Source organism: Streptomyces sp. SM18 (assembly GCF_002910775.2).
GTDB lineage: Bacteria > Actinomycetota > Actinomycetes > Streptomycetales > Streptomycetaceae > Streptomyces > Streptomyces halstedii.
The window spans coordinates 528,715-552,947 of the sequence record NZ_CP029342.1; the positions used below are offsets into that span (position 1 = coordinate 528,715).

General features: G+C 72.7%; 17 protein-coding genes. 10 read left to right on the plus strand and 7 right to left on the minus strand.

Annotated elements, in window-relative coordinates:
- The first annotated feature begins 106 nt into the window (after window positions 1–106).
- The 3 genes from B9S64_RS02190 to B9S64_RS02200 all read left to right on the plus strand — a co-directional run bounded on the left by B9S64_RS02190 (window position 107) and on the right by B9S64_RS02200 (window position 3,430).
- Window positions 107–1,282 (plus strand): sensor histidine kinase, encoded by a 1,176-nt coding sequence (locus B9S64_RS02190; RefSeq protein WP_181012120.1) that lies wholly within the window; start codon window positions 107–109, stop codon window positions 1,280–1,282.
- 4 nt (window positions 1,283–1,286) lie between these two features.
- Window positions 1,287–1,937: a response regulator transcription factor gene (locus B9S64_RS02195; protein ID WP_103488824.1), complete on the plus strand. Its 651-nt coding sequence runs from the start codon at window positions 1,287–1,289 to the stop codon at window positions 1,935–1,937.
- 335 nt (window positions 1,938–2,272) lie between these two features.
- On the plus strand, window positions 2,273–3,430 hold the full coding sequence (locus B9S64_RS02200; protein ID WP_103488825.1) for an ROK family protein: 1,158 nt from the start codon (window positions 2,273–2,275) through the stop codon (window positions 3,428–3,430).
- Between the two features lie 136 nt (window positions 3,431–3,566).
- Here B9S64_RS02200 and B9S64_RS02205 read toward each other — a convergent pair whose 3' ends face one another.
- Together B9S64_RS02205 and B9S64_RS02210 are read right to left on the minus strand one after the other, a co-directional pair.
- Window positions 3,567–4,343 carry a GntR family transcriptional regulator gene (locus B9S64_RS02205; protein ID WP_103488826.1) on the minus strand — a complete coding sequence of 259 codons (777 nt, stop codon included), beginning with the start codon at window positions 4,341–4,343 and terminating at the stop codon, window positions 3,567–3,569.
- Between the two features lie 262 nt (window positions 4,344–4,605).
- Window positions 4,606–5,004, minus strand: coding sequence for a VOC family protein (locus B9S64_RS02210; RefSeq protein WP_103488827.1), 399 nt, complete (start codon window positions 5,002–5,004; stop codon window positions 4,606–4,608).
- A gap of 92 nt (window positions 5,005–5,096) precedes the next feature.
- On the opposite strand from B9S64_RS02210, the gene B9S64_RS02215 reads away from it, so the two are divergent.
- The gene (locus B9S64_RS02215; RefSeq protein WP_103488828.1) at window positions 5,097–6,083 is read left to right on the plus strand and encodes a YafY family protein; all 987 of its coding nucleotides are present in this window, start codon (window positions 5,097–5,099) and stop codon (window positions 6,081–6,083) included.
- Window positions 6,084–6,098: 15 nt separating this feature from the next.
- Here the strand turns inward: B9S64_RS02215 and sigJ are convergent, their stop codons facing one another.
- Both sigJ and B9S64_RS02225 read right to left on the minus strand, forming a co-directional pair.
- The gene (gene sigJ, locus B9S64_RS02220; RefSeq protein WP_103488829.1) at window positions 6,099–7,025 is read right to left on the minus strand and encodes an RNA polymerase sigma factor SigJ; all 927 of its coding nucleotides are present in this window, start codon (window positions 7,023–7,025) and stop codon (window positions 6,099–6,101) included.
- Between the two features lie 288 nt (window positions 7,026–7,313).
- Window positions 7,314–8,255: a DMT family transporter gene (locus tag B9S64_RS02225; protein WP_103488830.1), complete on the minus strand. Its 942-nt coding sequence runs from the start codon at window positions 8,253–8,255 to the stop codon at window positions 7,314–7,316.
- A gap of 47 nt (window positions 8,256–8,302) precedes the next feature.
- Between B9S64_RS02225 and B9S64_RS02230 the strand changes: the two genes are divergently transcribed.
- The 4 genes from B9S64_RS02230 (at window position 8,303) to B9S64_RS02245 (ending at window position 16,045) form a co-directional block, all read left to right on the plus strand.
- The gene (locus B9S64_RS02230) at window positions 8,303–9,826 is read left to right on the plus strand and encodes a PLP-dependent aminotransferase family protein (RefSeq protein WP_103488831.1); all 1,524 of its coding nucleotides are present in this window, start codon (window positions 8,303–8,305) and stop codon (window positions 9,824–9,826) included.
- A gap of 319 nt (window positions 9,827–10,145) precedes the next feature.
- Complete coding sequence (locus tag B9S64_RS02235) at window positions 10,146–11,522, plus strand: SWIM zinc finger family protein (RefSeq protein ID WP_103488832.1); 1,377 nt, start codon at window positions 10,146–10,148, stop codon at window positions 11,520–11,522.
- Entirely contained in the window at window positions 11,519–14,245 is a 2,727-nt protein-coding gene (locus B9S64_RS02240) for a DUF6493 family protein (RefSeq protein ID WP_219818748.1), read from the plus strand. Before B9S64_RS02235 ends, B9S64_RS02240 begins: the two co-directional genes overlap by 4 nt.
- A gap of 222 nt (window positions 14,246–14,467) precedes the next feature.
- On the plus strand, window positions 14,468–16,045 hold the full coding sequence (locus B9S64_RS02245; protein WP_103488833.1) for a GNAT family N-acetyltransferase: 1,578 nt from the start codon (window positions 14,468–14,470) through the stop codon (window positions 16,043–16,045).
- Here the strand turns inward: B9S64_RS02245 and B9S64_RS02250 are convergent.
- Window positions 15,945–17,267 carry a PLP-dependent aspartate aminotransferase family protein gene (locus B9S64_RS02250; protein WP_103488834.1) on the minus strand — a complete coding sequence of 441 codons (1,323 nt, stop codon included), beginning with the start codon at window positions 17,265–17,267 and terminating at the stop codon, window positions 15,945–15,947. The genes B9S64_RS02245 and B9S64_RS02250 overlap by 101 nt on opposite strands.
- A 59-nt stretch (window positions 17,268–17,326) precedes the next feature.
- Between B9S64_RS02250 and B9S64_RS02255 the strand changes: the two genes are divergently transcribed.
- Window positions 17,327–17,953, plus strand: coding sequence for an Lrp/AsnC family transcriptional regulator (locus tag B9S64_RS02255; RefSeq protein WP_374936021.1), 627 nt, complete (start codon window positions 17,327–17,329; stop codon window positions 17,951–17,953).
- 68 nt (window positions 17,954–18,021) lie between these two features.
- Window positions 18,022–19,707 (plus strand): DUF885 domain-containing protein, encoded by a 1,686-nt coding sequence (locus B9S64_RS02260; RefSeq protein WP_103488835.1) that lies wholly within the window; start codon window positions 18,022–18,024, stop codon window positions 19,705–19,707.
- 212 nt (window positions 19,708–19,919) lie between these two features.
- On the opposite strand, the gene B9S64_RS02265 is transcribed toward B9S64_RS02260, so the two are convergent.
- A complete protein-coding gene (locus tag B9S64_RS02265) occupies window positions 19,920–23,054 on the minus strand; it encodes an AAA family ATPase (RefSeq protein ID WP_109491951.1) in 3,135 nt (1,044 codons plus the stop codon).
- Entirely contained in the window at window positions 23,051–24,217 is a 1,167-nt protein-coding gene (locus tag B9S64_RS02270) for an exonuclease SbcCD subunit D (RefSeq protein WP_103493563.1), read from the minus strand. The genes B9S64_RS02265 and B9S64_RS02270 overlap by 4 nt, the downstream gene beginning before the upstream one ends.
- Window positions 24,218–24,233: the final 16 nt, after the last annotated feature.

Consider the following 24,233-nt stretch of genomic DNA (forward strand, 5'->3'; position numbering starts at 1 on the left):
CTCAGCCTGGCTGCCCGGCCCTGCTCGTGGCCTCCCCCACGAGAGGGGATCGTCTCCCCCGCTCGGGGGAGCCGCTCGGTGCCGCCTGGCTGGCACGATGGCCGGCATGCGCCGCTTCCTCCGACCGCTGGCCCTCGCGGCCACGTACAGTCGCTGGCTCCACCTGCTCGTTCCGGGCGCGGGCGTCAGTGTGTGGCTCTTCATCTCCATGGACACACCGTGGATGCCTCTTCTCTTCGCCGTGCCTGTGGGCCTGGTTCCCGCCATGAGACTCGCCGAGGGGGTCCAGGCTCAGTACCTCCTCACGCCCGGGGAGCGCGGGCACCCGGAGGCCGCGATCGCCACAGCGCCTTCCGCGACATGGTGGGACCGCTGGCGCACGGTGGCCTGGTTGGAGGTGCGGTTGCTGCTCGCCGCGGTGGTGGGCTTCGCCACGGTCAGCCTCTCCGCGACCGCCGTCGTTCTCGTCCGGGCTTCGCTCGGTCCGAAGAGCGGCGACCAGTGGCTGGCCCGAGGCATCAAGGCGGGCTGGTGGTGCGCTCTGCTCGCGCCCGTACCACTCGTCCTGCTGCTCGGGGTCGTCGTGGTGTGCGGAAACCTCGTCACCGCTGTCGCCCGTCAGTTGCTCGGCCCGTCACCGATGGAGCGGATGACCGCACTGGAGGAACGCACGGAGCAGCTTCTTGAGCGCAACCGCATTGCGCGCGAGCTCCATGACTCGATCGGGCACGCGCTCACGATCGCGGTGGTGCAGGCCGGAGCCGCCCGTACGGCGGACGACCCGGTCTTCACGGCGCGGGCGTTGGCTGCCATCGAGGAGACGGGCCGCCGCGCGCTGGACGATCTTGAGCGGGTCTTACGGGTACTACGGGAATCGGAACCTTCCGTGTCGAGCCGCCCGACTCTGGCCGAGGCCGACCGATTGCTGGACTCGGCCCGCGACTCAGGCGCCGTGATCGACGCCGAGGTGTCCGGCCCGCTGGCGCTGGTTCCCCGCCCGGTCTCCCGCGAGGGGTACCGCATCCTCCAGGAGTCCCTGACCAACGTGCTGCGTCACGCCGGCTCCGTCCCCGTACGGGTGAGAATCGGTGTCGCGGACGGTCGGCTGGAGCTGGAGGTCGTCAACCCCATTTCTCCGTCGGGGGTGCGCAGGTCGGGGTCCGGAAGTGGCCTGCGCGGCATACGTGAGCGGGCCGCCCTGCTGGGGGGAAAGGCCAAGGCGGGTTGCTACGGGAGGAACTGGATGGTGCATGTGAGCCTTCCGCTCGACCGCATACCCTGACCGGATGGCGGTATCCGTTCTCCTGGTCGACGACGAGCCTCTGGTGCGCGCGGGGCTACGCGCGGTTCTGGAGGCCCAGCACGATATCCGTGTGGTGGGCGAAGCCTCCGACGGCGCGGCGGTGATCCCCCTTGTCCGCCAACTGGCTCCGGATGTCATCGCGATGGATGTGCGGATGCCGTTGATGGACGGGATAGAAGCGACGCGGGCGGTGCTGCGTGCCGTGCCCCGGCCTCCGAAGATCCTGGTCGTGACCACGTTCGAGAACGACGAGTACGTGTACGAGGCACTGCGGGCCGGGGCCGACGGATTCCTGCTCAAGCGGGCCCGTCCCGCCGAAATCGTCCACGCGGTGCGGTTGGTGGCGGAGGGGGAGTCACTGTTGTTCCCTGCCGCGGTACGGCAACTCGCCGCGGAGTACGGCACCAGCAAGGCCAGGGCCGCGATGGAGCGTGCGGCGCTCACCGACCGGGAGTCCGCGGTGCTCCGGCTGATGGCACGCGGGCTGTCCAACGCGGAGATCGCCGCCGAGCTCGTCGTCGGCGCGGAGACGGTGAAGACGCATGTGAGCGCGGTGCTGGCGAAGCTGGGGGCCAGGGACCGCACCCAAGCGGTGATCGCGGCCTACGAGTCAGGCTTCGTGTCACCGGGCTGACGCGGAGGCACCCCACGTCGGTCAGTGTCCTGCCGCACCACCGATACGCTCCGGCCCGGCCACGGCACCCGGCACCCACACCGCGCCGGCCCGCCCGCCCGGACAGCGGCACAAGGCACCCGGCGATCCGTAGCGGGGGCCGGCCGGCGGCACTCGCGGACGCTGCCGTCGGCGGCACTCGCGGATGCTGGCGCCGACAACACCCGCGGCTGGTTCCGGATACTTCGCGACGGCGGCGAAGGTCACCTCTCGGTACCGGCTTCGGGGGTCTGTCGCCCTATGCCTAGGCAACGAGTACGATCCGCAGACACGCGCGCGACCTGGGAGGACACACCGTGGGCCGGCTGACCGGTGGGGACCCGTCTCTGCTGCGGCGGATCAATTCCGCGGTGGTACTGCATGCCCTGCGAGGGGCCCATTCACCGACCCTCACGGACTTGACGCGCATCACCGGGCTCTCCCGTCCCACCGTCGAAGGCGTGGTCGAAGGACTCTTCGAGGCGGGTCTCGTCGTCGAGGCCATGCCCGAGGACGGAGCGGCCCGACGGCAGGGCCGTCCTGCCCGGCGGTTCAGATTCAGGGCGGAGGCCGGGTATCTGCTGGGCGTCGAGATCGGCTCGCACCGGGTCTCCGCCCTGTTGTCCGGTCTGGACGGCCGGATCATCGGTGCGGGCTCCCGGGAGGTCTGCGAGAGCGCCTGCGCGGACGACAGGCTCGACCAGGTCAGAGCGGTGATCGCCGACGTGCTGCGGCGCACCGGGGTCGCGCGCAGCAGCCTGCGCGCGGTCGGCGTGGGCAGCCCGGGAATCGTCGAGGCGGACGGGACCGTGCGGCTCGGGACGGCGCTTCCGGACTGGACGGGCCTTCCGCTCGGTGAACGGCTGCGCCGTTCGTTCCGATGTCCGGTGCTGGTCGAGAACGACGCCAACGCGGCCGCGGTCGCCGAACACTGGAAGGGGGCCGCCACCGAGTCCGACGACATCGTGTTCGTCCTGGCGGGCTTGAGCCCGGGGGCCGGTTCGCTGATCGGGGGCCGACTGCACCGGGGGTTCGGCGGTGCGGCGGGTGAGATCGGGGCACTGCACCTGCTGGGTCGTGATGTCACACCCGAACACCTGCTGTCCACCACGGACACTCCGCTGGACCCGCTGGACGAGCGCGCCGTCGCCGCCGTGTTCGCCAAGGCGCGGCACGGTGACACGGGCGCGCAGGCCGCCGTGGAGCGGTTCATCCAGCGGCTGGTGCACGACGTCGCGGCTCTCGCGCTGGCGCTCGATCCCGAACTGGTGGTGGTGGGCGGCTGGGCCGCCGGGCTCGACGGAGTGCTGGACCCCCTCCGCGACGAGCTGGCGCGGTACTGCCTCCGGCCGCCCAGGGTGGCCCTCTCGCTCCTGGGAGAGGCGGCCGTGGCCACAGGCGCCCTGCGGCTGGCTCTGGACCATGTCGAGGAGCAGTTGTTCGCGGTGGAGGCAACAGTGACGGCCCGCCGCTGAGTGCGGCGGGCCGGAGGGACGGCGCGGCGCGGGAGCGCGGGACGTCGTCAACGGACCTCGATGTCACGCGAACGGAGCCCCAGACCAGGAACGCCGTCCGTGACCCGCGGCTGAACACGGCCGCGGTGCCGTGCTGTCAGGAGGCCTGGCGCGTCTGCGCCTCCTCCTCGTGGCTGATCTCCAGTGCCCCGGAATCACCGAAGGTGAGGCGGCAGGTGTCCGCACGGTAGGTCGCCACGGACACGGCTACCGTGCCGGAGGCGGCGAGGTAGCGCGTCGTGACCACGAGGACGGGCGCGCCCGGGAGCCGGTCGAGCTCCTTGGCGTCGTCCGCGCGGGCCGATCCGAGCTCGACGGAGCGGTCCTGGCCGTCCAGCCCCAGGCGGTGCAGCTCTCGCAGGACACCCCGGGCCCGAGCGGGTCCGGAGGGCACCTCGATCGCGGAGAGCTCCGGCACGGACGAAGTCGGGACGTACAGAAGCTCCGCGGCGACGGCCTGTCCATGGGTGAGGCGGATGCGCCGCACCACGTGCACGGGAACGTCGGCAACGATGTCAAGAAGGGCGGCAACCGGCGCGGTCGCGGTCGCGGTTGTGCAGTCGACGGGCTGCCACGTCTCCCCCGCACCGCCGCCGTCGGCCCAGTCCTGCTGTACACCGGCGACGGCGACCCCGACGCGCGGAGGCGCGACCGTCGTGCCCACGCCGCGGCGCCGCTGCAGCCGGCCTTCCAGCTCCAACTGCTCCAGGGCCTGCCGCAGCGTGGCCCTGGCGACGCCGAAACGCGCCGCCAGCTCACGCTCGTTGGGCAGGATCTCGCCCACCGCGAAGTCCGAGTCGAGCGCCTCACCGAGCACGGTCTTGAGATGCCAGTACTTCGGCTCCTGCACGGCTTCCAGCTGCGTGGTCCCCACCCTGTCCTCCGCAATCACCCGACGCCTAGTTCCGCGACGCTATTTATTAAAGGTCCTTGTCTTAACGTGACGACCTTAGGGCTGCCCACCACCTTGGTCAAGACCAATCCTCTCCCGGTGACGGAGCGAAATCGTCATGTGCCGCAAAGCGTTCACAGGACGTTCGCGGTCCGGTGGCCCGGCGCGTCACCAGGCCCACGTCCGCACAGGTCCGGGAGGTGCGGGCGGCGGTGCGCCGCGTGCGAGGGGCGTCCGGCGTGCGTCAGCGGGCGAACTTCCGCATGGCATCCGGCGTGACCGGGGTGAAGAAGTTGACGAGGTTGCCATCGGGGTCACGGAATAGCAGTGACCGGTTGCCCCAGGGCATCGTGGTGGGTTCGTTGACGAAGTCGGACACGAAACCGGTCAGGTTCCCGTACACCCGGTCCACGTCGTCGACGAGGAACTCGATGATCACACTGTGGTTGTCCGCGGGGCGGGCGGAGCCCGGGGCGAACAGGGGAACGGTGCGGGTACCGGCGATCGCGAGGGTGCCGCCGCCGGTGCTGAGCTCGGCGAAGTCCTCGGTGGCCCAGGTCGCCGGCACCCCTGTGGCCTGCTCGTAGAAGGCGACGAGGCGTGCGACGTCGCCGGTGATGATGCGGATCGAGACGAGGTCCATGGTGTTCTCCCAGGTAGGCGGAACCGCTGCACTCCGAAGACTAGGACTTATAGTGGACAGAATCGGTCCACTATTCTCGTTAGGCTGTGCGCATGTCTCGACCCACCGGACGCGTACTGATCCTCCTGGAGCTGCTGCAGGCGGGCGGTATCCGGACCGTGGCCGAGCTGGCCGACCGGCTCGGCGTCGACGGCCGCACCGTGCGGCGCTATGTGGATCAGCTGGTCGACCTCGACGTGCCGGTGGAGGCCGTGCGGGGCCGCTACGGCGGCTACCGGCTGGGCTCCGGATACCGCTTGCCGCCGCTCATGTTCAGCGACGACGAGGCGCTCGCGGTCTTGCTCGGTCTGGTCGCCGGCCGCCGCTCGGGACTGATGACGACGGACGCGGCCGGCGAGACGGCAGCGGCCAAGATACGCAGGGTGCTGCCCGAGCGAGTGACCCGCAGACTCGACACGGTCCTCGCATCCCTGGCGTTCACCGCTCCGCCCACCGCCTTCGCGCATCCGGATGCCGAGGTCCTGCTCACCGTCGCCGACGCGGTCCGTCACCGGCGGCCGCTCTCGATCAAGTACACCGACCGGAACGGCCGACGCGGCGAACGCCCGCTGCATGCCTACGGGATCGTCGCCCATGCGGGCCGGTGGTACGTCACGGGCACGGACCCGGAGATCGGTGAGGACCGGACGTTCCGGCTCGATCGCATCGCAGGCGCGAGGTGCCTGCCCGGCACGTTCGACGTACCCGCCGGACTCGACACCGCACAGCGCGTGGTGTCAGGGTTCGCCACGGCCGAGTACCGCCACGAGGTGACCTTGCGGATTCACGGGACCGTCGACCAGATCCGGGCACGCCTTCCGGCCGGTGTCGCGAGCCTGGAGGAGGTGGCGCCCGGGGTGGCAGCGGATCCGACGGCCGAGCGGTGGCGGCGCGTCGAGCTCCGGGCGGAGAGGCTCGACTGGTTGCCACCGGTACTCGCCTCGCTCGACCGGCCGTTCGTCATCGAGCGCCCTGATGAACTGCGCGACCTCGTCGTCGCGCTCGCCGACCGCCTCGCGTCCAACGCCCGACAGACCTGACACCTGAGCGATCCGTCAGACCCGCCAGGCAGAAGGCACGGTTGTCGAGACGTCCCCCTGGACGAACGAGAGACCGGCCAGCTTGTCAGGGTTGCGTATGAGGTAGGCGTCCTGGACGACCCCCTTCGCGACCTCCACCTGGAAGACCGTGTCCGGCCTGCCGCCGACGGTCAGCACGAGGGCGGGGCCGCCGTTGAGCTCCACGATCCTGGCCTCCATGCCCTCGGGCCGGTCCTGGCCCACGGCGAAGAGGAAGCGGCCCACCTTGTCCGCACTCTCGATGATCCGGCGCGGCGCCTTGGACTTGCCGCCGCTGTCGCTGACCAGCCGTACATCGGGGGCCAGCAGCGCGAGCAACCGCTTGAGGTCGCCTCCCGAGGCGGCGGCGAGGAAGCGCTCGGTGAGGTCGCGGCGGAGGGCTGGATCCACGTCGTACCGCGGTTTGCGCTCCTCCACGTGCCGCCTGGCCCGGCCGGCCAACTGCCGCACCGCCGCCTCCGACCGGTCGAGCGTCGTGGCGATCTCCGCGTACGGGAATCCGAACGCCTCACGCAGGACGAAGACGGCCCGTTCCAGCGGGGACAGTGACTCCAGGACCACCAGTACGGCCAGGGACACCGATTCGGCCAGCACGGCATGCTCCACGGTGTCCGGGACGGACAGGCCGTACGCGGTGACCACCGGTTCGGGCAGCCAGGGCCCGACGTACGCCTCATGCCTGGACCGCACGTGCCGCAGCCGGTCGATGGCCAGCCGGGTGGTGACCCGTACGAGAAAGGCGCGCGGCTCCCGCACGTCCTCGCGGTCCGCCGAGGACCAGCGCAGCCAGGCGTCCTGCACCACGTCCTCGGCGTCGGCGACGCGCCCCAGCATGCGGTAGGCGACCCCGGTGAGGACGGCCCTGTTCTCTTCGAAGACATCGGTCACGGTGTCGGCAGTCACCGTTCCATCCCAGCCCACGTGCCGGACGGTGTCCAGCGGGAATCGCCGGAACCGGCCCGGTACTTGACCTGGTGGCTGCCCCCGCTGGTCATACGCCGCATCGCCCCCCGGCACCGGGTCCCGGCGCGTTCGGACCGCGCCGCCCCCAGGTGACACGAGACACCCAGATGACAGGGCCACCACGCGCTCGTTCTCGGCCACTGTCGCCGCCGGGCCGGACCCCGCCCCCTCGCGGCACGAACGGGTCATGTCCGGCTCCCGGTTGACGCTGCCGTACAGGATCGGGCGTCACGCGGTGCCGCGTGGGGCGGCGCCCTCACGCGTCGCGGACCCCGGTACCGGTACCGGGCGGCGCCTCAGCATGCCCGAACCGAGCGCCACGCCGACCCCCACAAGGAGGCTGCCGGCGCCCTGACCCACTCCGTAGGTCCCGGTTCCGACCAGCGGCGCGGTAATGGCCGCGGAGACCGGGATCAGCCCCGAGAACAAGGTGGCGCGCTCGGCACCGATCTGCCGCATCCCGCTGTACCAGCAGACGAAGCCGATCACCGTGACCACCGCCGCCTGCCACACCAGGGCCAGAGTCTCCTGTCCTGTGGGCATACGCAGGAAGCCGTGCCCGTCGAGCAGTACGCCCAGAAGGACCGATTCCACGGCGGCGACGGCACAGACCGTCGCCGACAGCAGCTTCGGGCCGAGCGGGCGCAGCACGGGGACCGCCAGGACCGCGAAGCCGACCTCGCCGGCGAGCGCCCCGGCCGAGAACACGATGCCCGCGAGGTCGGCCCTCCCCCATCCCTGCACGGTGAACGCCCCGGCGGCGACGAGACCGGCGGCGTACAGCACGGCCGGTGAGGGGCGGCGTCCGTCCAGCAGGGGGACCAGGACGCCCACCACGATGGGGGCGCATCCGACGAACACTCCGGGGACGGCCGGCTCCGCCGAGCGTTCCGCCGCCAGGACGGCCAGGTTGAAGCCGACCATCCCGATGGCGGCAAGGGTGGCCAGGCGGGCCCACTGCCGCCCGGTGAGCGTGCGCAGCAGCGCCGGATGCGATCCGTCGCGGGAGTGCAGCAGGGGCAGGAGCAGCAGTGCCGCGAGGCCGTAGCGCAGCGCCTGGCCTCCCGCGTACGGGTAGTCGCCGAGGACGCTGTTCGCGGTGAAGGAGGCACCGACCAGGGTGCAGGCGAGGGCCGCGAGCAGGGCCCCACGGAGTGGAGTGGCGTTCATGGAGGCGACGCTAGGGCGGTCGGCGGACCGGTTTAAGGTCCACTTCCATGACGTCTTCGGGGACCAATCCGCATGGGGGTGCCGGTACGCAGGGGGAGCGCGCGCCCGTGCGCCCCGCCTGGGAACTGCTGCTGCCGGCCGCTTCGGCACCCGCGCGTCAGCGCGGGCGTGCGCTCCGGTCGGCGCTGCGCGAGGCGGTACGGTCGGGCCGGCTGCGGGCCGGGACACGGCTCCCGGCCAGTCGTGAACTGGCAGCCGATCTGGGGGTGTCACGTGGGCTGGTGACCGAGGCCTACGAGCAGTTGACGGCCGAGGGCTATCTGCGCAGCGGCCGGGGCGCGGGTACCTGGGTGAGCGAGGCGGTACGCCCGTCGGCCCAGGCACCGGCGCGTGACAGGGCTCCACGTGCGCCGGGCGCACGGGTGGACTTCCGGCCCGGCACTCCGGACCTCTCCCTCTTCCCCCGCGGCGTGTGGGCGGCCACGCAGCGTGCGGTGCTGGCCCGGCTGCCGCACGCTTCCCTCGGGTACCCCGACCCCCGCGGTCTGCCGGAACTGCGTGAGGCACTGGCGAGTCTGCTGACCCGGCGCCGCGGTGTGGTGGCGGACCCGGAGCGGCTGGTGGTGTGTTCGGGGGTGGCACAGGCGACGACGTTGTTCGGGTTCGTGCTGCGCGGCCATGGCGTGGACACGGTCGGGGTGGAGGACCCCGGTAGCCCTCAGCACGCCTCTCTGTTCGCTTCGGCCGGCCTGCGGACCACGCCGCTCCCGCTGGACGGTGAAGGGCTGGCGCTGGCACCGCTGTTCCACTCCGGCGTGCGCGCCCTGGTCACCACGCCCGCCCACCAGTTTCCCACCGGAATCGCGTACTCCGCCGAGCGGCGTGGCCGACTGCTCGACTGGGCCCGCGACACCTCCGGTGTGATCCTGGAGGACGACTACGACGGCGACTTCCGGTACGACAGGGAGCCGGTGGGGGCGTTGCAGGGCCTGGATCCGGAACACGTCGTGTACACCGGCTCGGTGAGCAAGTCGCTGGCGCCCGGACTGCGACTGGGCTGGCTGATCGCCCCCGCGTCGATGACCGAGGAGATCGTCGACCGCAAGCGGACGATGGACCTGGGCAACGCCGCGGTGGACCAGGCGGTGCTCGCCGACTTCATCCGCCGGGGCGGCTACGACCGTCAGTTGCGCCGCTGCCAACGGCTCTACCGGGAGCGCCGGGACGCTCTGACCGCGGCCCTGTCCGAGTGCTTTCCCGGCACCGAGGTCAGCGGTATCGCGGCCGGGCTGCACATCATCGCCCGCCTGCCCGGACGGTTCGGCCCGGAGGCGGATCTCCTGCGTCGCGCGGGCGCCGCCGGCATCGCGCTTCGCCCGCTCCGTGACTGCGTGATGACGGCGCCGGGCCCGACGGCCCACGGCGCCGCGTCCGGGGGGCCCGGGTCCGACGACGGAACGGTTTCCCTGGTCCTCGGGTACGCGCACCTGACACCGGCCGAGATCACTCGTGGGATCCGACTGCTCTCCGAGGCGCCACGCACGGGGCCGGGCGTCCGCATGGGCTCCTGACCCGGGCGAACGCGTCGCCGATGGAGACGCAGCTGCTGTCCGGACAGGTCAACGCCGTCGGTGCGAGCAGAGGCTGACGGCCCGACTCCGTGCGTGGAGCCGCACAGTCCTGTTCCGCCCGGTCCCGCGGCAGGGGCGCGTCGAGCAGTGGGTGGGGGTACGCGGGAGCACATCGGTTACGGGCGGGGCGTGTTCGGGGGCGCATCCGGGTCAGGCGGAGGTCCGCAGGCGGTTTCAGGGCGGTGGAGGGAGGGGTGCGGCTCGGCTCCGGTCCCGTTGTTTGGAGCCGTTGTCAGTGGTGGGTCCTACGGTCTTTTCCATGACCCGATCCGTACAGGCTTTGGCCTACTCACGCGCGTCCGCCCTGGAAACCTCCGGGGCCGGAGGCCAGTTGCTCGGTCTGGAGACCGCAGGTGGACTGACGCCTCGCGGTGCCGAGGCGCACCCCCGGTTCTTCACGGGATTCCTCACGTCTCCGAGCATCGCCGCACGTGGACTCCTCGCCGTCGCCGATGTGGCGTCCGCGCGCTATTACCGGCAGACACCGGCCTCCTCCCTGGACCCGGTGGTGACGGGCAACGGGGACCGGCTGCGCTTCGAGTCGTTCTCCGGCTGCTGCGGGGTGTACGCGCGCCTCGACGTGCTGAGGGAAGGCCTCGACGGTGGCGGGACGGACCACGGGACGACGAACGTGGACATCAACCATCCGCTGCGTGAGGCGCTGTCGCGGATAACGGCGGATGACCCGTTGCATCTGCGGGTGGGGCCCGAGGAGATGGCCGTCACCACCATGGACGGCCCGTTGGTGGAGAAGAAGGTGCCGCTCCCGGACCGCTGGCTGCGGGGTTTCGCCGAGGCTCAGGTGGTCTCGGCCGGTTTCGACCTGCGGGCGGAGCTCCCGGCCGACGAGGCCGTGCGGTTCCTGCGCTCGCTGCCTCGCACGTCGGGCAACGCGTCCAGGGGTGCCCGGTGGGTCGTCCCGGCGGGGAGGACCCTGCGTCCGACGACCCGGCCCGTGGCGGGCGCGGTCTGTCTGCCCGGACCGGAGCGCCTGGCCGCCCTCCAGCGGGTGCTTCGCCACGCGACGGCACTGCGGGTGTACGGGCCGGTGGCGGACGGCACGGCCTCGGCGAGCGCCTGGGAAGTGGTGCTGCCGGGCATGCGGCTGACGCTCACCTTCTCTCCGGAGGCGTCGCGCGGATTCTCGGGCGAGGGCGGGGTGCTGGAGGCACTGGCCACGGACGACGCGGCGTCGGACGCCGAGTTGGTGTCGGTCCTGCTGGCCTGGGAGCCGCGGATCGAGCCGGCCGATCTGGCCGAGCAGGCCGGTCTGACGGTGGAGCGGGTGCGTGCGGCACTCACCCGGCTGGGGACGGCCGGGCGGGTGGGCTACGACCTCGCGGACGCGGCGTACTTCCATCGGGAGCTGCCCTACGACGCTCGGCGTGCCGAGCGGCACAACCCGCGCCTGGTCGCGGCCCGTGAGCTCGCCGGTGCGGGGGCGGTCGTGATCGACGGGGCGACGGCCCTCGTCTCCTCCGGCGAACGCCGCTACCGGGTCCGGGACGGGCAGGGGAACCTCAGCTGTACCTGCCAGTGGTGGGCCGACTACCGCGGCCGCCGGGGTCCCTGCAAGCACGCCCTGGCCGTGCGCATGGTCCGTCGCGGCGCGGCGGTCACCGGGGGTGCGCGATGAGCGAGCTCCTCACCGCTGTTCGGGCGGGCCGTAAGGAAGAGGTCGTGCGTGCACTGGCCGGCATGGACCGGGCCGCGCGCAAGGAGGCCCTCGCGGAGCTGAAGTCACTGCGCAAGGAGGCACGGGGCTGGGGCTGGTCGGAGCGCGCCACCGTCCGGCACGCCCTGCTGGTGGCCGGCGCCGGATGCCATACGGGAGCGGCGGCGTGCGCCGCCTGGATCGGCGGCCAGGACCTGCGGGACTGGTCGGGTACACCGTATGCGTTGCTCCTCGACGTACTGGCGGACCGGGACCCCGCCTGGCTCGGTGATCTCGCGCACCGGCTGGCGGCGCGCCCGTCGACATCGACCGAGTCCGACTACCGCCTGATCCAGGAGTTGGTGCGCGTCGCGCGGTGCCCCCTCCCGGTGACGGACGGGCTGGTGGGCGGGTGGGTCACCTCGGTCAACTCCGCCCGCTGGCAGGGCAAGGGACGGAGCCGCCTGGTGGACATCCTGCGGGCCGAACCCCATGTCGCGACCCTGGCCACCGCGCTGTTCGAGGGAACCGAGCCGCCCCCCGGTCTCTTCTGGTACGACAGGGCGGACATGACCGACGACTGGCCGAACGCGCTGGCGGCCCTGGCGGGCGAAGGCGTCTTGGAGCGCCGTACATTGGCCGACCGGTCGGTGAGTCGGCTGCTGCGCGGTGGAAAGCCAGGTGATCTGCGGTTCTCTCTCACCATGGTGCGCGCGCTGGAGCTGACCGAGGACGAGGAGGCCGCTCGCGTCGCCGACTGGATCGCCATGGCCTCGGACGGTGGATCCGCCGTCGCCGGGCACGCCCAGCAGGTGCTCGTCCGACTCGACGCGCGGGGTGCCCTGAGCACCCACGCCCTCGCGGACGTCTCGGCCTCGGTCCTGTTCCGTACGGAGAAGAAGCTGGTACGGGCTCAGCTGACCCTGCTCGGTGCGGCGCTGCGACGAGACAGAGCCACCGCCGGACAACTGCTGCCGGTCATCGCCGAGGCATTCGGCCATGAGGACATGGACATCCGCGGACGCGCGCTGAGACTGATCGCCCGCCACCTGTCGGGCGCGACACCTGCGTTGCGTGAGGACCTCGCGTTCGCGGCGGGGCGACTGGGCCCGATGCACCGCGCGGCCGCCCGTGACCTGTTCGGGGATCTGCCGGCCGACGATGAACCCACGGTCCCGTACGAGGAGACGCTGCCGCCCGTACCCGAGCCGCGTCCTCTGGGCGCCGCCGCCTCGACGGTGGCGGAGCTCGTGGAGGAGGTGAGCGCGCTGATCAAGTCGCGGAGCCGTGAGGCGCCGTCTTTCGAGCGGGCACTCGACGGTCTCGTCCGCCACGCCCGCACGGACCGTACGGCTCTGACGGAAGCGCTGCGCGAGGCGCTCGCCGGGGTGTGGTGGCTCGATGACCAGCCACAGGACCGGGTGGACCGGTGGTTCGCCGCCGACCCGGGAGGGCTCGACGTCGTCGCGGCGGCACTGCTGGGACAGGTCTCCGGCGGGCCCGTGAAGAACGGGCGTAAAAGGCGGACGGCGACGGGGACCTGCGCCCACGCCGCGCTGAACGGCGTGCTGTACGCGCGGGTGTGGGAAGTCGCCGCCCTCCTGCCGACGGGACAGCTTCCCTTTCTGCTGGCGACGCCCACCTGGCACACGGGGGCACTGGAGCCGGCCGAGCTCGTCGAGCGGCTGCGGACGTACCGGCACCTCGGCGCCCGGCCGGGGCCCGTCGACTTCGCGCAGGCGCTGTTGCGCGTCCGACGCTCCGGCACGGAGGCGGAGGCGGTGGAGGCCGCCCTGCTCGGCACCGAGGAGGGCGACCGGCTGGCGGCCTGGTTGCGCGCGGACGAACCCGTGGCCCGCGTGTTGCCGCACGGACTCGACAGCCACCTTCCCACCCCCGGCGACTGGCACGACCGCGGGGCGCCGGGTAAGCGCTGGGTCCTGTTGTCCACGGGCGAACACCCCGTCCTGGCACGGGAGTTCCCCCGCGCCTTCCAGTGGCTGGGCCGCTCCCACCACCCGCTGCTGAATCCCTGCTACCACTGGACTCCCGAACGCTCAGGGCCCTGGTCGGCGACGCTCCCTCAGGACGCCGAGGCCGTGGCCGCCTGGCTGATGCCCACCCTCCTGCACGGTACGGACGAGGGGATGCGGGGCGGAGCGTGGGCGCTTCCCGGTCTCGTCGAGGCCGGTGGTCCTCCGGGTGGTGAAGCCCTTCACCTGGCCTTGGCCTACGGGCTCGGGTCGCGTCATCCCGACGACCGGCTGTCCTCCGTGGACGCTCTGCTGATACTCGCCGCGCAGGACCGTCTGGACCCGGCTCTGCTCGGCCGGGAGCTCGCGGTGCTCATCGATCACGACCTGACGAAGGTGAACCGACTGGCCGACGCGGCCCGGACCGCCGCGACCACCGGTGCGTACCGGACGGTGCTCGAAGTGCTGTCGGCCGCGCTGCCGAGCCTCCTCGGCTACCAGCGGGCGCCACGCGCGCTGGGCAGCATGGTGGCGGTGGCCGCCGAGTGCGCGGAGCAGTGCGGCCCGACAGCCGGTGGACCGATAGCCGGTCTCGCGGAGACGGCCGCCCGGGGAGGCTCCACACAGCTGGTCCGGCAGGCAGCCCGGCTGCTGGCCGCCTGGGAGGCAGGGGCCGAGGCCGGCGTCGGGGCCGTGACCGTGGCCGGGGCTGATACCGATACCGCGAGTTGAGAGGAGGGAGTCAGGGGTCAGGAGCGCGACGGGGAGGGGCATGCAAGAGGCGGGCTGTGCGGGAAGCGGGGTGGCGGAGACGCAGAGCGCGGTGCGGGCACGGGGCCGCCCCGGGTCGGTGGGCAAAAGGGTGCTGAGGGGCCAGATCCACACGTAACCCATCAGTCACAGTGCGTTCGCGGTCAGGCAACACCGCTGGGTCACAGTGAGGGCATGACTGATGTGACATCCGCGAAGAGCGCCCGCCGTCCGCACCACTGGCGGAGGGACCTGATCGAGCTGGCCGCACTCTTCACCGCGGTGGCGGTGGCGGACGCGATCGCCAACCTGATCGGGCACCAGCCCGAAGGCCCCTATCTGCTGATCGCCTCGGCGGTGGCCCTGATCGCCACAGCGGCGTTCCACACCTGGTGGGCACGACGGCACAGCCACGCCCCGCCTCCGGGCCCGGATTCACAAGCCGCGGGTGCAGGGACCACAGGTGCCGGGCCCGCAAGGGCAAGTGTCTCTGCCATGGGCGCCACGAGCCCCGCCGCCCGTACCGAGGAGACCACGGAGACGACCGCGGAGGAGACGGCAGAAGAGACAGCGGAGAAGGCCGCAGAGCAGACCGGCAGGAGGACCGAGGAGGAGATCGGGAGGAGGGCCGGCAAGACGGTGCTGTGGCGGATGCGGACCACGGTGCGGGACGCCCCCGGCGCCCTGGCCGCTCTCTGCACGGCGCTGGCCAGGCACCGGATCGACATCCTCACCCTGCAGACACACCCACTGGCTCAGGGCACGGTCGACGAGTTCCTGCTGCGCGTGCCGGAGTCCCTGACGGCCCGGCAGCTCACCCGGGAGATCTCCGCGGCCGGCGGCACCTCCACGTGGATCGAGCGCGCGGACGCCCACGATCTGGTGGACGCCCCCACCCGCGTACTCGGTCTGGCCACGCGCACGGCCCTCGACGCCGCCGAACTCCCGCTCGCCCTGCGCCAGCTCCTCGGACGGTGCACCATCCACTCGCTGCCCGCCCTCTCATCCCCCGCCGCGCCGGGCTCCGGCTCCGGACGCGCCACTGGGGAGGGCGCGCCCGTGGAAGGCGTCCTGCACGAGACGGTGATGCGGCTGCGCGATCCGTCGGGCGGGGCCATCACCGTGGAGCGGCCGTATCTCCCGTTCACCCCGACCGAGTTCGCCCGTGCCCGTGCCCTCGTCGAGCTGGACGCCCGTCTCGGTCCGCGTGTTCCGCGCGGCGCGTCCGTGCTCACCCTCCCCGAGGGCAACGAGATCACGGTCCGGCGGGCCGACCAGGACGACCTCGCCGCCGCCCGTGCCATGCACGACCGCTGCTCCGAGCGGACCCTCGGCCTGCGCTACCACGGCCCGGTGCGGGACGCGGACCGGTATCTGGACCATCTGCTGAGCCCGCGTTTCGGTCGTACGCTCGCCGTGCAGACGGCCTCCGGCAGGCTGGTGGCCCTCGGCCACCTGCTCTGGGACGGCGACGAGACCGAGGTCGCCCTGCTCGTCGAGGACGACTGGCAGCGCCGCGGTATCGGTTCCGAACTCCTCGGCAGGCTGGTGGCCCTGGCCGTCGAGGCCGACTGCGAGAGCGTGTACGCCGTCACCCAGGCGCACAACACGGGGATGGTCGCGGCCATGCGCGCGCTCTCGCTGCCCCTCGACTACCAGATCGAGGAGGGCACCCTGGTGATCACCGCTCGGCTCGCTGCCTCTCCGGTCCGGTCGCGCCCCGCTCCGGAGACTCCTTCCGGGTACGGGCGGACGGAAGAGCCTCCGCGGCTCGTCCACTGACCCCCGCCACCCCCGCGGCCCCCTCCCTGGACCCCGCGGCCCCCTCGCTGAGCCCCTCGGCTCCCTCGCTGAGCGCCTGGCGCAGGTCGGCCCACAGGTCCTCGACGTCCTCAAGACCGACCGACATCCGAAGCAGCCTGTCTCCCACGCCCGCCGCGTGCCGGTCTCCCTCCTCCACGATGCGGTGGCTGATGGAGGCCGGGTGCTGGATGAGGGTGTCCACACTGCCGAGACTCACGGCGGGCGTGATCAGGCGGACCCCGGCGATCACCCGGTGCGGGTCCCCGTACACCTCGAAGGAGACCATCGCCCCGCCCAGCCGCGGGTAGTGCACCCGGGCGACCCGGGGGTCGGCCGAGAGCCTGCGGGCGAGTTCGGCGGCGCCCGCCGAGGCCGCGCGGACCCGTACCGCGAGCGTGGACAGACCGCGCAGCAGCAGGTATCCGGCGAGCGGATGCAGCACTCCGCCGGTGGCGAACCGCATCTGCCGCAGGCTCGCCGCGAACTCCTCGTCGCAGGCGACGACTCCCCCCATGACGTCCCCGTGGCCGCCGAGGTACTTCGTCGCACTGTGCAGCACGATCCTGGCGCCGTGTTCGACGGGCCGCTGGAGCACGGGCGTCGCGAACGTGTTGTCGACGAGCAGCGGCACGGAACCGCAGGAGTGCGCCACCGCCCGGATGTCGATTTCGGCGAGGGTCGGGTTGGCCGGTGTCTCGACCATCACCAGTCCGGTGTCGGGGCGGATGGCGTCCGCGATGCCCGCCGGGTCCGTCCAGGTCACCTCGGTGCCGAGCAGCCCCGAGCCGAGGAGGTGGTCGCTACAGCCGTACAGCGGGCGCACGGCGACCACGTGCCGCAGCCCGGCGCTCGCGCGGGCCAGCAGCACCGCCGAGAGCGCGGCCATGCCACTGGCGAAGGCCACCGCGCTCTCGGTGCCCTCCAGCGTTGCCAGCGCCTTCTCGAAACGGGCCGTCGTGGGGTTGTCCAGCCGGGCGTAGACCGGCGGGCCCTCCGGCTGGGCGCCGGTGGCGGCGAAGGCGTCGATGCGTTCCGCCTCGCCCCGGGAGTCGTACGAGGGGTAGGTGGTGGACAGGTCGATCGGCGCGGCGTGCAGGCCGAGGGAGGCGAGATCGTCGCGTCCGGCGTGCACGGCTTCGGTGGCGAGCGCCCTGGACCGGCTCGGTGCGGGGGGTGTCAGCGAGGTGGCGTCGGTGTCCATGACCTCACTCTGAACATCGACCGGCCAGATACGGCGATCACCCGTGTAACGTTCGCGATATGCCTGAATCTGTCGCTCTGGATCCGGTGGATCTGCGTATTCTGCGGCTCCTGCAGAACGATGCCCGGACGACGTACCGGGAGCTGGCCGCCGAGGTCGGGGTGGCGCCGTCCACCTGTCTGGACCGGGTGGCCCGGCTGCGCCGTTCCGGAGTGATCCTCGGGCACCGGCTGCGGCTTGACCCGGCCTTGCTGGGCCGGGGTCTGGAGGCCCTTCTGCTGGTGCAGGTCCGGCCGCACCGTAGGGAACTCATCGGCCCGTTCGTCGAGCGGATCCGGGCCCTGCCGGAGTCGCGCGCGCTGTTCCATCTCACCGGTCCGGACGACTACCTGGTACACGTGGCGGTCGCCGGGACGTCGGATCTGCAACGACTGGTCCTGGACGAGTTCACCTCGCGCCGGGAGGTCGCCCGGGTGGAGACCCGGCTGATCTTCCAGCAGTGGGAGTGCGGCCCCCTGCTTCCTCCCGCGCCGGACACGCACCAGCCGTCGAGCACGAGCACACACTCCCCGTCAGGGACGGGCACGGGCGTACACCCCCCGTCGAGCACGGACACGGGCGCGCACCACCCGGTACGGACCGGTCCGCGAGCCGTACCCGCGGCACCGCCGGAAACGACGTCGTAGACACTTCTCCGGATATCCGTGTCCCCATACCGGTGACGCGGGAAGCCCTGTCGTACGAGGATGTCCCCATGTCAGACACATCGAGCAGCGCACTGCCGCGCCAGGTCGCCGACGCCTACGTCGACGCGTTCATCGAACTCGACCCGATCACCGGTACCTATCTCGGTGTCGCGGAAAGCTCCAGCCGGCTGCCCGATTTCTCACCCGAGGGACAGGCCGCCCTGGCCGAACTGAGCCGCCGCACCCTGGTGGAGCTCGACGCGGCCGAGCGGGCGCCCGGTGCGGACACCGACGCCGAGCGGCGCTGTGCGCGCCTCCTCCGCGAGCGGCTGACCGCCGAACTCGCGATCCACGACGCCGACGAGGGCCTGCGGGCCGTCTCCAACATCCACTCCCCCGCGCACGGCATCCGGGAGGTGTTCACCGCCACGCCCACCGCGACCGACGAGGACTGGGCCGCCGTCGTGGCCCGTCTCCAGGCGGTCCCCGTAGCGCTGGAGGGATACCGCGCCTCCCTGGCACTGGGCCTGGAGCGCAAGCTCTACGGGGGCCCGCGCCCGACCGCCACCTTCATCCAGCAGTTGGGCGTCTGGGCCGGGGAGGGGGACCGCGGGTTCTTCGAGGAGTTCGTGGCCCCGGGCCCGGACTCCCTGCGGGCCGAGCTGGACGCGGCGGCCGCGCAGGCCACCGCCGGTCTGGTGGCGCTGCGGGACTGGATGAGCGAGGTGTACGCACCGGCGGTCCAGGGCGCTCCCGACACCGTGGGCCGTGAGCGGTACGCGCGTTGGTCGCGCCAGTTCAACGGTACGGACCTCGACCTGGACGAGGCGTACGCGTACGGCTGGTCCGAATACCACCGGCTGCTGGCCGAGATGAAGACCGAGGCCGAGAAGATCCTTCCCGGTGCGGGTCCGTGGGAGGCGCTCGCCCACCTCGATGAGCACGGCAAGCACATCGAGGGCGTGGACGAGGTACGGGAGTGGCTGCAGGGCCTGATGGACGAGGCCATCGAGGCGCTGGACGGCACCCACTTCGAACTCGCCGAGCGCGTCCGGAAGGTGGAGTCCCGGATCGCCCCGGCGGGCGGTGCGGCGGCCCCGTACTACACCGGCCCCTCCGAGGACTTCTCGCGCCCCGGCCGCACCTGGCTGCCCACCATGGGCGAGACCCGCTTCCCGGTGTACGACCTGGTCTCCACCTGGTACCACGAGGGTGTGCCCGGCCACCATCTGCAGATCGCGCAGTGGACGCACGTCGCCGACAGCCTTTCGCGCTACCAGGCGTCGATCGGTCACGTCAGCGCCAACGCCGAGGGCTGGGCGCTGTACGCGGAGCGGCTGATGGACGAGCTGGGCTTCCTGCCGGACGCCGAGCGCAGGATCGGTTATCTGGACGCGCAGATGATGCGGGCCTGCCGGGTGATCGTGGACATCGGCATGCACCTGGAGCTGGAGATCCCCGCCGACTCGCCGTTCCACCCGGGTGAGCGCTGGACGCCCGACCTCGCCCAGGAGTTCTTCGGCAACCACAGCGGCCGGCCGGCCGACTTCGTGGAGAGCGAGCTGACCCGCTATCTGTCGATGCCGGGTCAGGCCATCGGCTACAAGCTGGGTGAGCGGGCCTGGCTGCTCGGCCGGGAGAACGCCCGCGCGGCGCACGGTGACGCGTTCGACCTCAAGGCCTGGCACATGGCGGCCCTGTCCCAGGGGTCGCTGGGGCTGGACGACCTGGTGGACGAGCTGTCCAAGCTCTGACCCGAGGTGGCCCGGAGGGCCGGTGCCCGCTCGCACCGGCCCTCCGGCCCGCCTGCCCGGCCCGGCTTCCAGGGCCCGGCTGTCCGGCTGTCCGGCTGTCCGGCTGTCCGGCTGTCCGGCTGTCAAGACCAGCCTCCGCCCAAGGCCCGCCTTGCCCCGGCCCATAAAGGGGCACCTCGTCCGACCCCGCCGACCGGCGACGGCCCGATGCCTCAGTCGCCGGACACTTCCGCCACGCGGTGGCGCACCGCCGACCCGTCGCGTTCCTTGACCACTTCGAGCTGGGCGGGGATGCGGCGGCGCAGATCGGCGACATGGCTGACGATGCCGACGCTCCGGTCCCGTTCCCGCAGGGAGTCCAGGACGTCGAGCACCTCGTCCAGGGTCTGCTCGTCCAGGCTTCCGAAGCCCTCGTCGATGAAGAGGGTGTCCAGCCGGACGCCGCCCGCCTCGTCGGTGACGACGTCGGCGAGGCCGAGCGCCAGCGCGAGCGAGGCGAAGAAGGTCTCGCCGCCCGACAGGGTCGCGGTGTCACGCTCGCGGCCCGTCCAGGAGTCCACGACGTGCAGGCCGAGGCCCGACCTGCGGCCGCCGCTGCGGGCGTCGGAGTGGACCAGGGTGTAGCGGCCCGACGACATCCGGCGGAGGCGTGCCGTCGCCGCGGCGGCCACCTGTTCCAGGCGGGCCGCCAGTACGTACGCTTCGAGCCGCATCTTGCGTTCGTTGTCGGCCGAGGTGCCGGCGGTGAGTCCGGCGAGCCGGGCCACCCTGGTGTACTCCTGGCGCAGTGGTCCCAGGGCCCGTACCTCGTCGGCCACGCGGCGGGAGAGCCTGGCCAGTTCCGTGCGGCGCTCCCCGGCCGCGGCGAGCGCCGTCGCGCGGTCGCGGAGGGCCCGCGCCGACCGGTCGCGGGCCGCCTGTGCGGCGTCCGGGGCGGCGGGCGGGTGTGCGGCGGCCTCCTTGGCGTCCGTTTCGGCGAGCCGGTCGGCGACGGCGGCGGCCTCCGCCTGCCAGGTGTCGATCCGGTGCTGGAGCTCGCGCTGCGCGGTGTCGTCCAGGAGTTCCGCGGCGGCGGCGCGCGGGGTGTCGAAGCCGGCCCGGAACGCGGCGTCCGCGAGCCTGCCGTCGGCCTCCTTGCGGTGCCGGGCCGCGCGTTGCTCGGCGCGTACGGCCTCGGCCGCGTCGGCGAGCAGCCCGGCCTGGCGTCGCAGGAGCGCGGCGTGTGCGGCCACGGAGTCCGACGCTCCCCGGGCCTGGGCCAGTTCCTCCTCCAGTGCGGCCTGTTCGCGGTCGAGCGCCTCGCGCTGCGAGGTGCGGGCGGCGGCTCGGCGTTCGGCGCGCTGCCGGTGGTCGAGGCGTTCCAGGTGCTCCCGTTCGGCCGCGGCGAGGGCCTCCTGGGCGGCGTGCGTCCCGGCGGCCAGCGTGTGTGCCTCGGTGTGCTGCCGGGTCAGCCGTGCGACGGCGGCTTCGAGTTCGGCCACGGGCACCTCGGCCGCCCGAGCGGCGCCACTCGATCGATCGTTCTCCGTACGTCCGTGTCCGTCCCGGGTCCCGCTCGCGGCCGCCGTGCCGCTCAGGGTGCCACCCGCGTCCAGGACGCCGTCCGCCGCTGCCTCGGCCACCTCCGTCCGTGCGGCGTCGAGGCGTTCACCGATGAGGCCGAGCTGCCGTTGGGCCTCGGCGCGGGCCTCGTCGGCGTTCCGGTGGGCGGCGAGCGCCGCCTCCTCGGTGGCCCGGTCCACATGGCCGTCGCCCGCGCGGGCGGGCTCGGGGTGGTCGGCCGATCCGCACACCGCGCAGGCCTCACCGTCCACGAGCCGGCCGGCCAGCTCGGCGGCGATGCCCCGGAGGCGTCGTTCACGCAGCTCCAGCCAGGTCTCATGAGCGGTCACCGCGCGCTCGCGGACCGCCGTCAGGACGGCCTCGGCCTCCGTCTTCCGCGTGGTGAGCGTGTCACGCCTGCGGGCGGCATCCAGCCTCCGGCGAGCGGGGGCGAGCCGCCCGGCGAGCTGCTCGGCGCGGGTCGCCGCCTCCTGGGCCCGCCGCACCCGGGCATGCAGCTCCTCGCGGACCGCCTCCCAGCCGGCCAGCCAGTGGGCCGACTCCTGGAGCAGTTCGTCGTCGGCCCGCGACTGCCGCTCGATCCGGGCCCGTTCGGTGTCGATCTCCCCGACGCGCCGCTCGGCACGGCGGGCCGCGTCGAGCGCGCCGAGTTCGGCCCGCAGCGCCCGCTCCCGGTCGGCCAGCTGCTCGGCGCCGGCGTCGGCCAGTTCCGGGGGCAGACAGGCGCGGGACCGCTCGCGGGCCTCGCTCGCCGCGCGGTGGGCCCGGTCGGCCTCGTCGCACAGTTCGAGCGCCGGGGCGACCAGGTCCGCCTTGCGCGCGCGGGACAGCCGGTCGAGGCTGCGGTCGTGTTCCGCCCGGCGCTCCTGGAGTCCGGCCGCGCGGCGCCTGGTCTCCGCGTACCTCTGCTGGAGCCGGGCGAGTTCACGCTCGGCGTCGAGGGCATGGCGGGCCTCTTCGTCGCGGGTCTCCGCCGCGGACAGCGCCACCTGGGCGATGTCGAACCGTTCGCGCGCGCCGGCGCGTACAACGGCGGCCCATTCCAGCACCCCTTCGGCCAGTCCCGGTTCGCCGGGTCGGTCCTGGGGCGGCTCGGTCTCGTCGGTCACGGGTCCGGCCGCCTGGGCGACGCGCTGCGCGAGGGCGAGGATCTGTTCGTCGGCCGCCTTCACCCGCGCCTCGGCTGCACGGCGCCGCTCGGCCAGACGCTCCTCCACGGCGGCGAACCTGCGGGTGTCGAAGAGCCGGCCGAGCAGCTTGCCGCGGGCTTCGGCGTCGGCGCGCAGGAAGCGGGCGAAGTCGCCCTGCGGCAGCAGCACCACCTGGCAGAACTGGTCCCGGCTCATCCCTATGAGCTGGGTGAGTTCCTCGCCGATCTCCTGGTGCGAGCGGCTGAGTCCCTGCCAGCCGCCCTCGGGCTCGTACGCGCGGAGCCAGCTCTGCGCCTTCTCGGTGGTGAAGCCGCCGCCCTTCTTCTTGGGGCGGGGCTGGGCCGGCCGCCGGGTGACTTCGAGCCTGCGTCCGGCGACGGTCAGCTCCAGGCGGACCTCGGTCGGCAGGCCGGCGGGGGCGTGGTCGCTGCGCAGCGAGCCGCCGGGGCTCTGCCGGGCACCGGGCACCGCCGCGTACAGCGCGTAGCAGACGGCGTCCAGGACGCTGGTCTTGCCCGCGCCGGTCGGCCCGTGGAGGAGGAAGAGGCCGGCCGACGACAGCGCGTCGAAGTCGACTTCCTGGGTGATGCCGAAGGGCCCGAAGGCGGTGAGGGTGAGCTTGTGCAGCCTCAACGGGACACCTCGTTCACCGTGTCGTCCACCCGTACGTCGTCGAAGGCGGCACGCAGGACGCCGCGTTCCGCTTCGCTGGGGCCGCTGCCGCCGCGTACGTGGGCCACGAAGTCCTCCGCGATCTGCTGGTCGCCGCGTCCGCCGAGGCGCTGCGCGTACGAGGCCCGGGGATCCTCCGGGTCCCGCTCGGGTTCGAGGACCAGGGTGAGGATGTGCGGGAAGCGCCCGGCGAGCCGGGCCATCGGCTCGTCGGGCCGGACGGGGTCGGTGAGGGTGGCCTCGACCCAGGATTCCCGGTGCCGTTCCAGGGCCGGGTCCTCCAGCAGTGTGTCCAGGCGGCCCCGGAGCCGGGCGAGGGGGCGGGGGACCGGGCAGCCGAGGCGTTCGGCGGTGATCTCCCCGCCGGGTCCGAGGTCGATGAGCCACATCGTCTTGCGGTGGGTGTGCTCGGAGAACGAGTAGGCGAGGGGCGAGCCGGAGTAGCGCACGCGCTCGGTGACCGTCTGGCAGCCGTGCAGGTGTCCGAGTGCCACGTAGTCGACGCCGTCGAAGACCCCGGCGGGGACGGCGGCGACGCCACCGACCGTGATGTCGCGTTCGCTGTCGCTGGGCTCGCCGCCCGCCACGAACGCGTGGGCCAGCACGACGGAACGGGTGCCGTCCGGGCGGCCCGCGAGGTCCGCGCGGACGCGTTCCATGGCCGCGCCGAGGACCGCCTCGTGTCCGGCCTTGGCGGCGCCCAGGGTGTCCCGGACGAGGGCGGGTTCCAGGTAGGGCAGCCCGTAGAAGGCGACGTCTCCGTGGGCGTCCGGCAGGAGGACGGGGGTGGCGCAGTCGGCGGGGTCGGTACGCAGATGGATCCCGGCCCGCGCGATGAGTCCGGCCCCGACCCCGAGCCTGCGGGCCGAGTCGTGGTTGCCGGAGATCATGACGGTGGGGACACGGGCTCCGGCGAGCCGGTGCAGCGCGTCGTCGAAGAGCCGCACGGCGGTCAGTGGCGGCACCGCGCGGTCGTACACGTCACCGGCGACCACCACCACGTCCACCTGGTGCCGCGCCACGGTCTCCACGAGGTGGTCGAGGAAGGCGGCCTGGGCGTCGAGCAGGGAGACGCGGTGGAAGGACCGTCCCAGATGCCAGTCCGAGGTGTGCAGAATCCTCAACGGTCCGCTCCGACCC

Coding starts and splice junctions, on each gene's coding strand:
- B9S64_RS02190 (WP_181012120.1), top strand. CDS start 107: ATGCGCCGCTTCCTCCGACCGCTGGCCCTCGCGGCCACGTACAGTCGC.
- B9S64_RS02195 (WP_103488824.1), top strand. CDS start 1,287: ATGGCGGTATCCGTTCTCCTGGTCGACGACGAGCCTCTGGTGCGCGCG.
- B9S64_RS02210 (WP_103488827.1), bottom strand. CDS start 5,004: ATGGACCTCGTCTCGATCCGCATCATCACCGGCGACGTCGCACGCCTC.
- B9S64_RS02215 (WP_103488828.1), top strand. CDS start 5,097: ATGTCTCGACCCACCGGACGCGTACTGATCCTCCTGGAGCTGCTGCAG.
- B9S64_RS02225 (WP_103488830.1), bottom strand. CDS start 8,255: ATGAACGCCACTCCACTCCGTGGGGCCCTGCTCGCGGCCCTCGCCTGC.
- B9S64_RS02230 (WP_103488831.1), top strand. CDS start 8,303: ATGACGTCTTCGGGGACCAATCCGCATGGGGGTGCCGGTACGCAGGGG.
- B9S64_RS02235 (WP_103488832.1), top strand. CDS start 10,146: ATGACCCGATCCGTACAGGCTTTGGCCTACTCACGCGCGTCCGCCCTG.
- B9S64_RS02240 (WP_219818748.1), top strand. CDS start 11,519: ATGAGCGAGCTCCTCACCGCTGTTCGGGCGGGCCGTAAGGAAGAGGTC.
- B9S64_RS02250 (WP_103488834.1), bottom strand. CDS start 17,267: ATGGACACCGACGCCACCTCGCTGACACCCCCCGCACCGAGCCGGTCC.
- B9S64_RS02255 (WP_374936021.1), top strand. CDS start 17,327: ATGCCTGAATCTGTCGCTCTGGATCCGGTGGATCTGCGTATTCTGCGG.
- B9S64_RS02260 (WP_103488835.1), top strand. CDS start 18,022: ATGTCAGACACATCGAGCAGCGCACTGCCGCGCCAGGTCGCCGACGCC.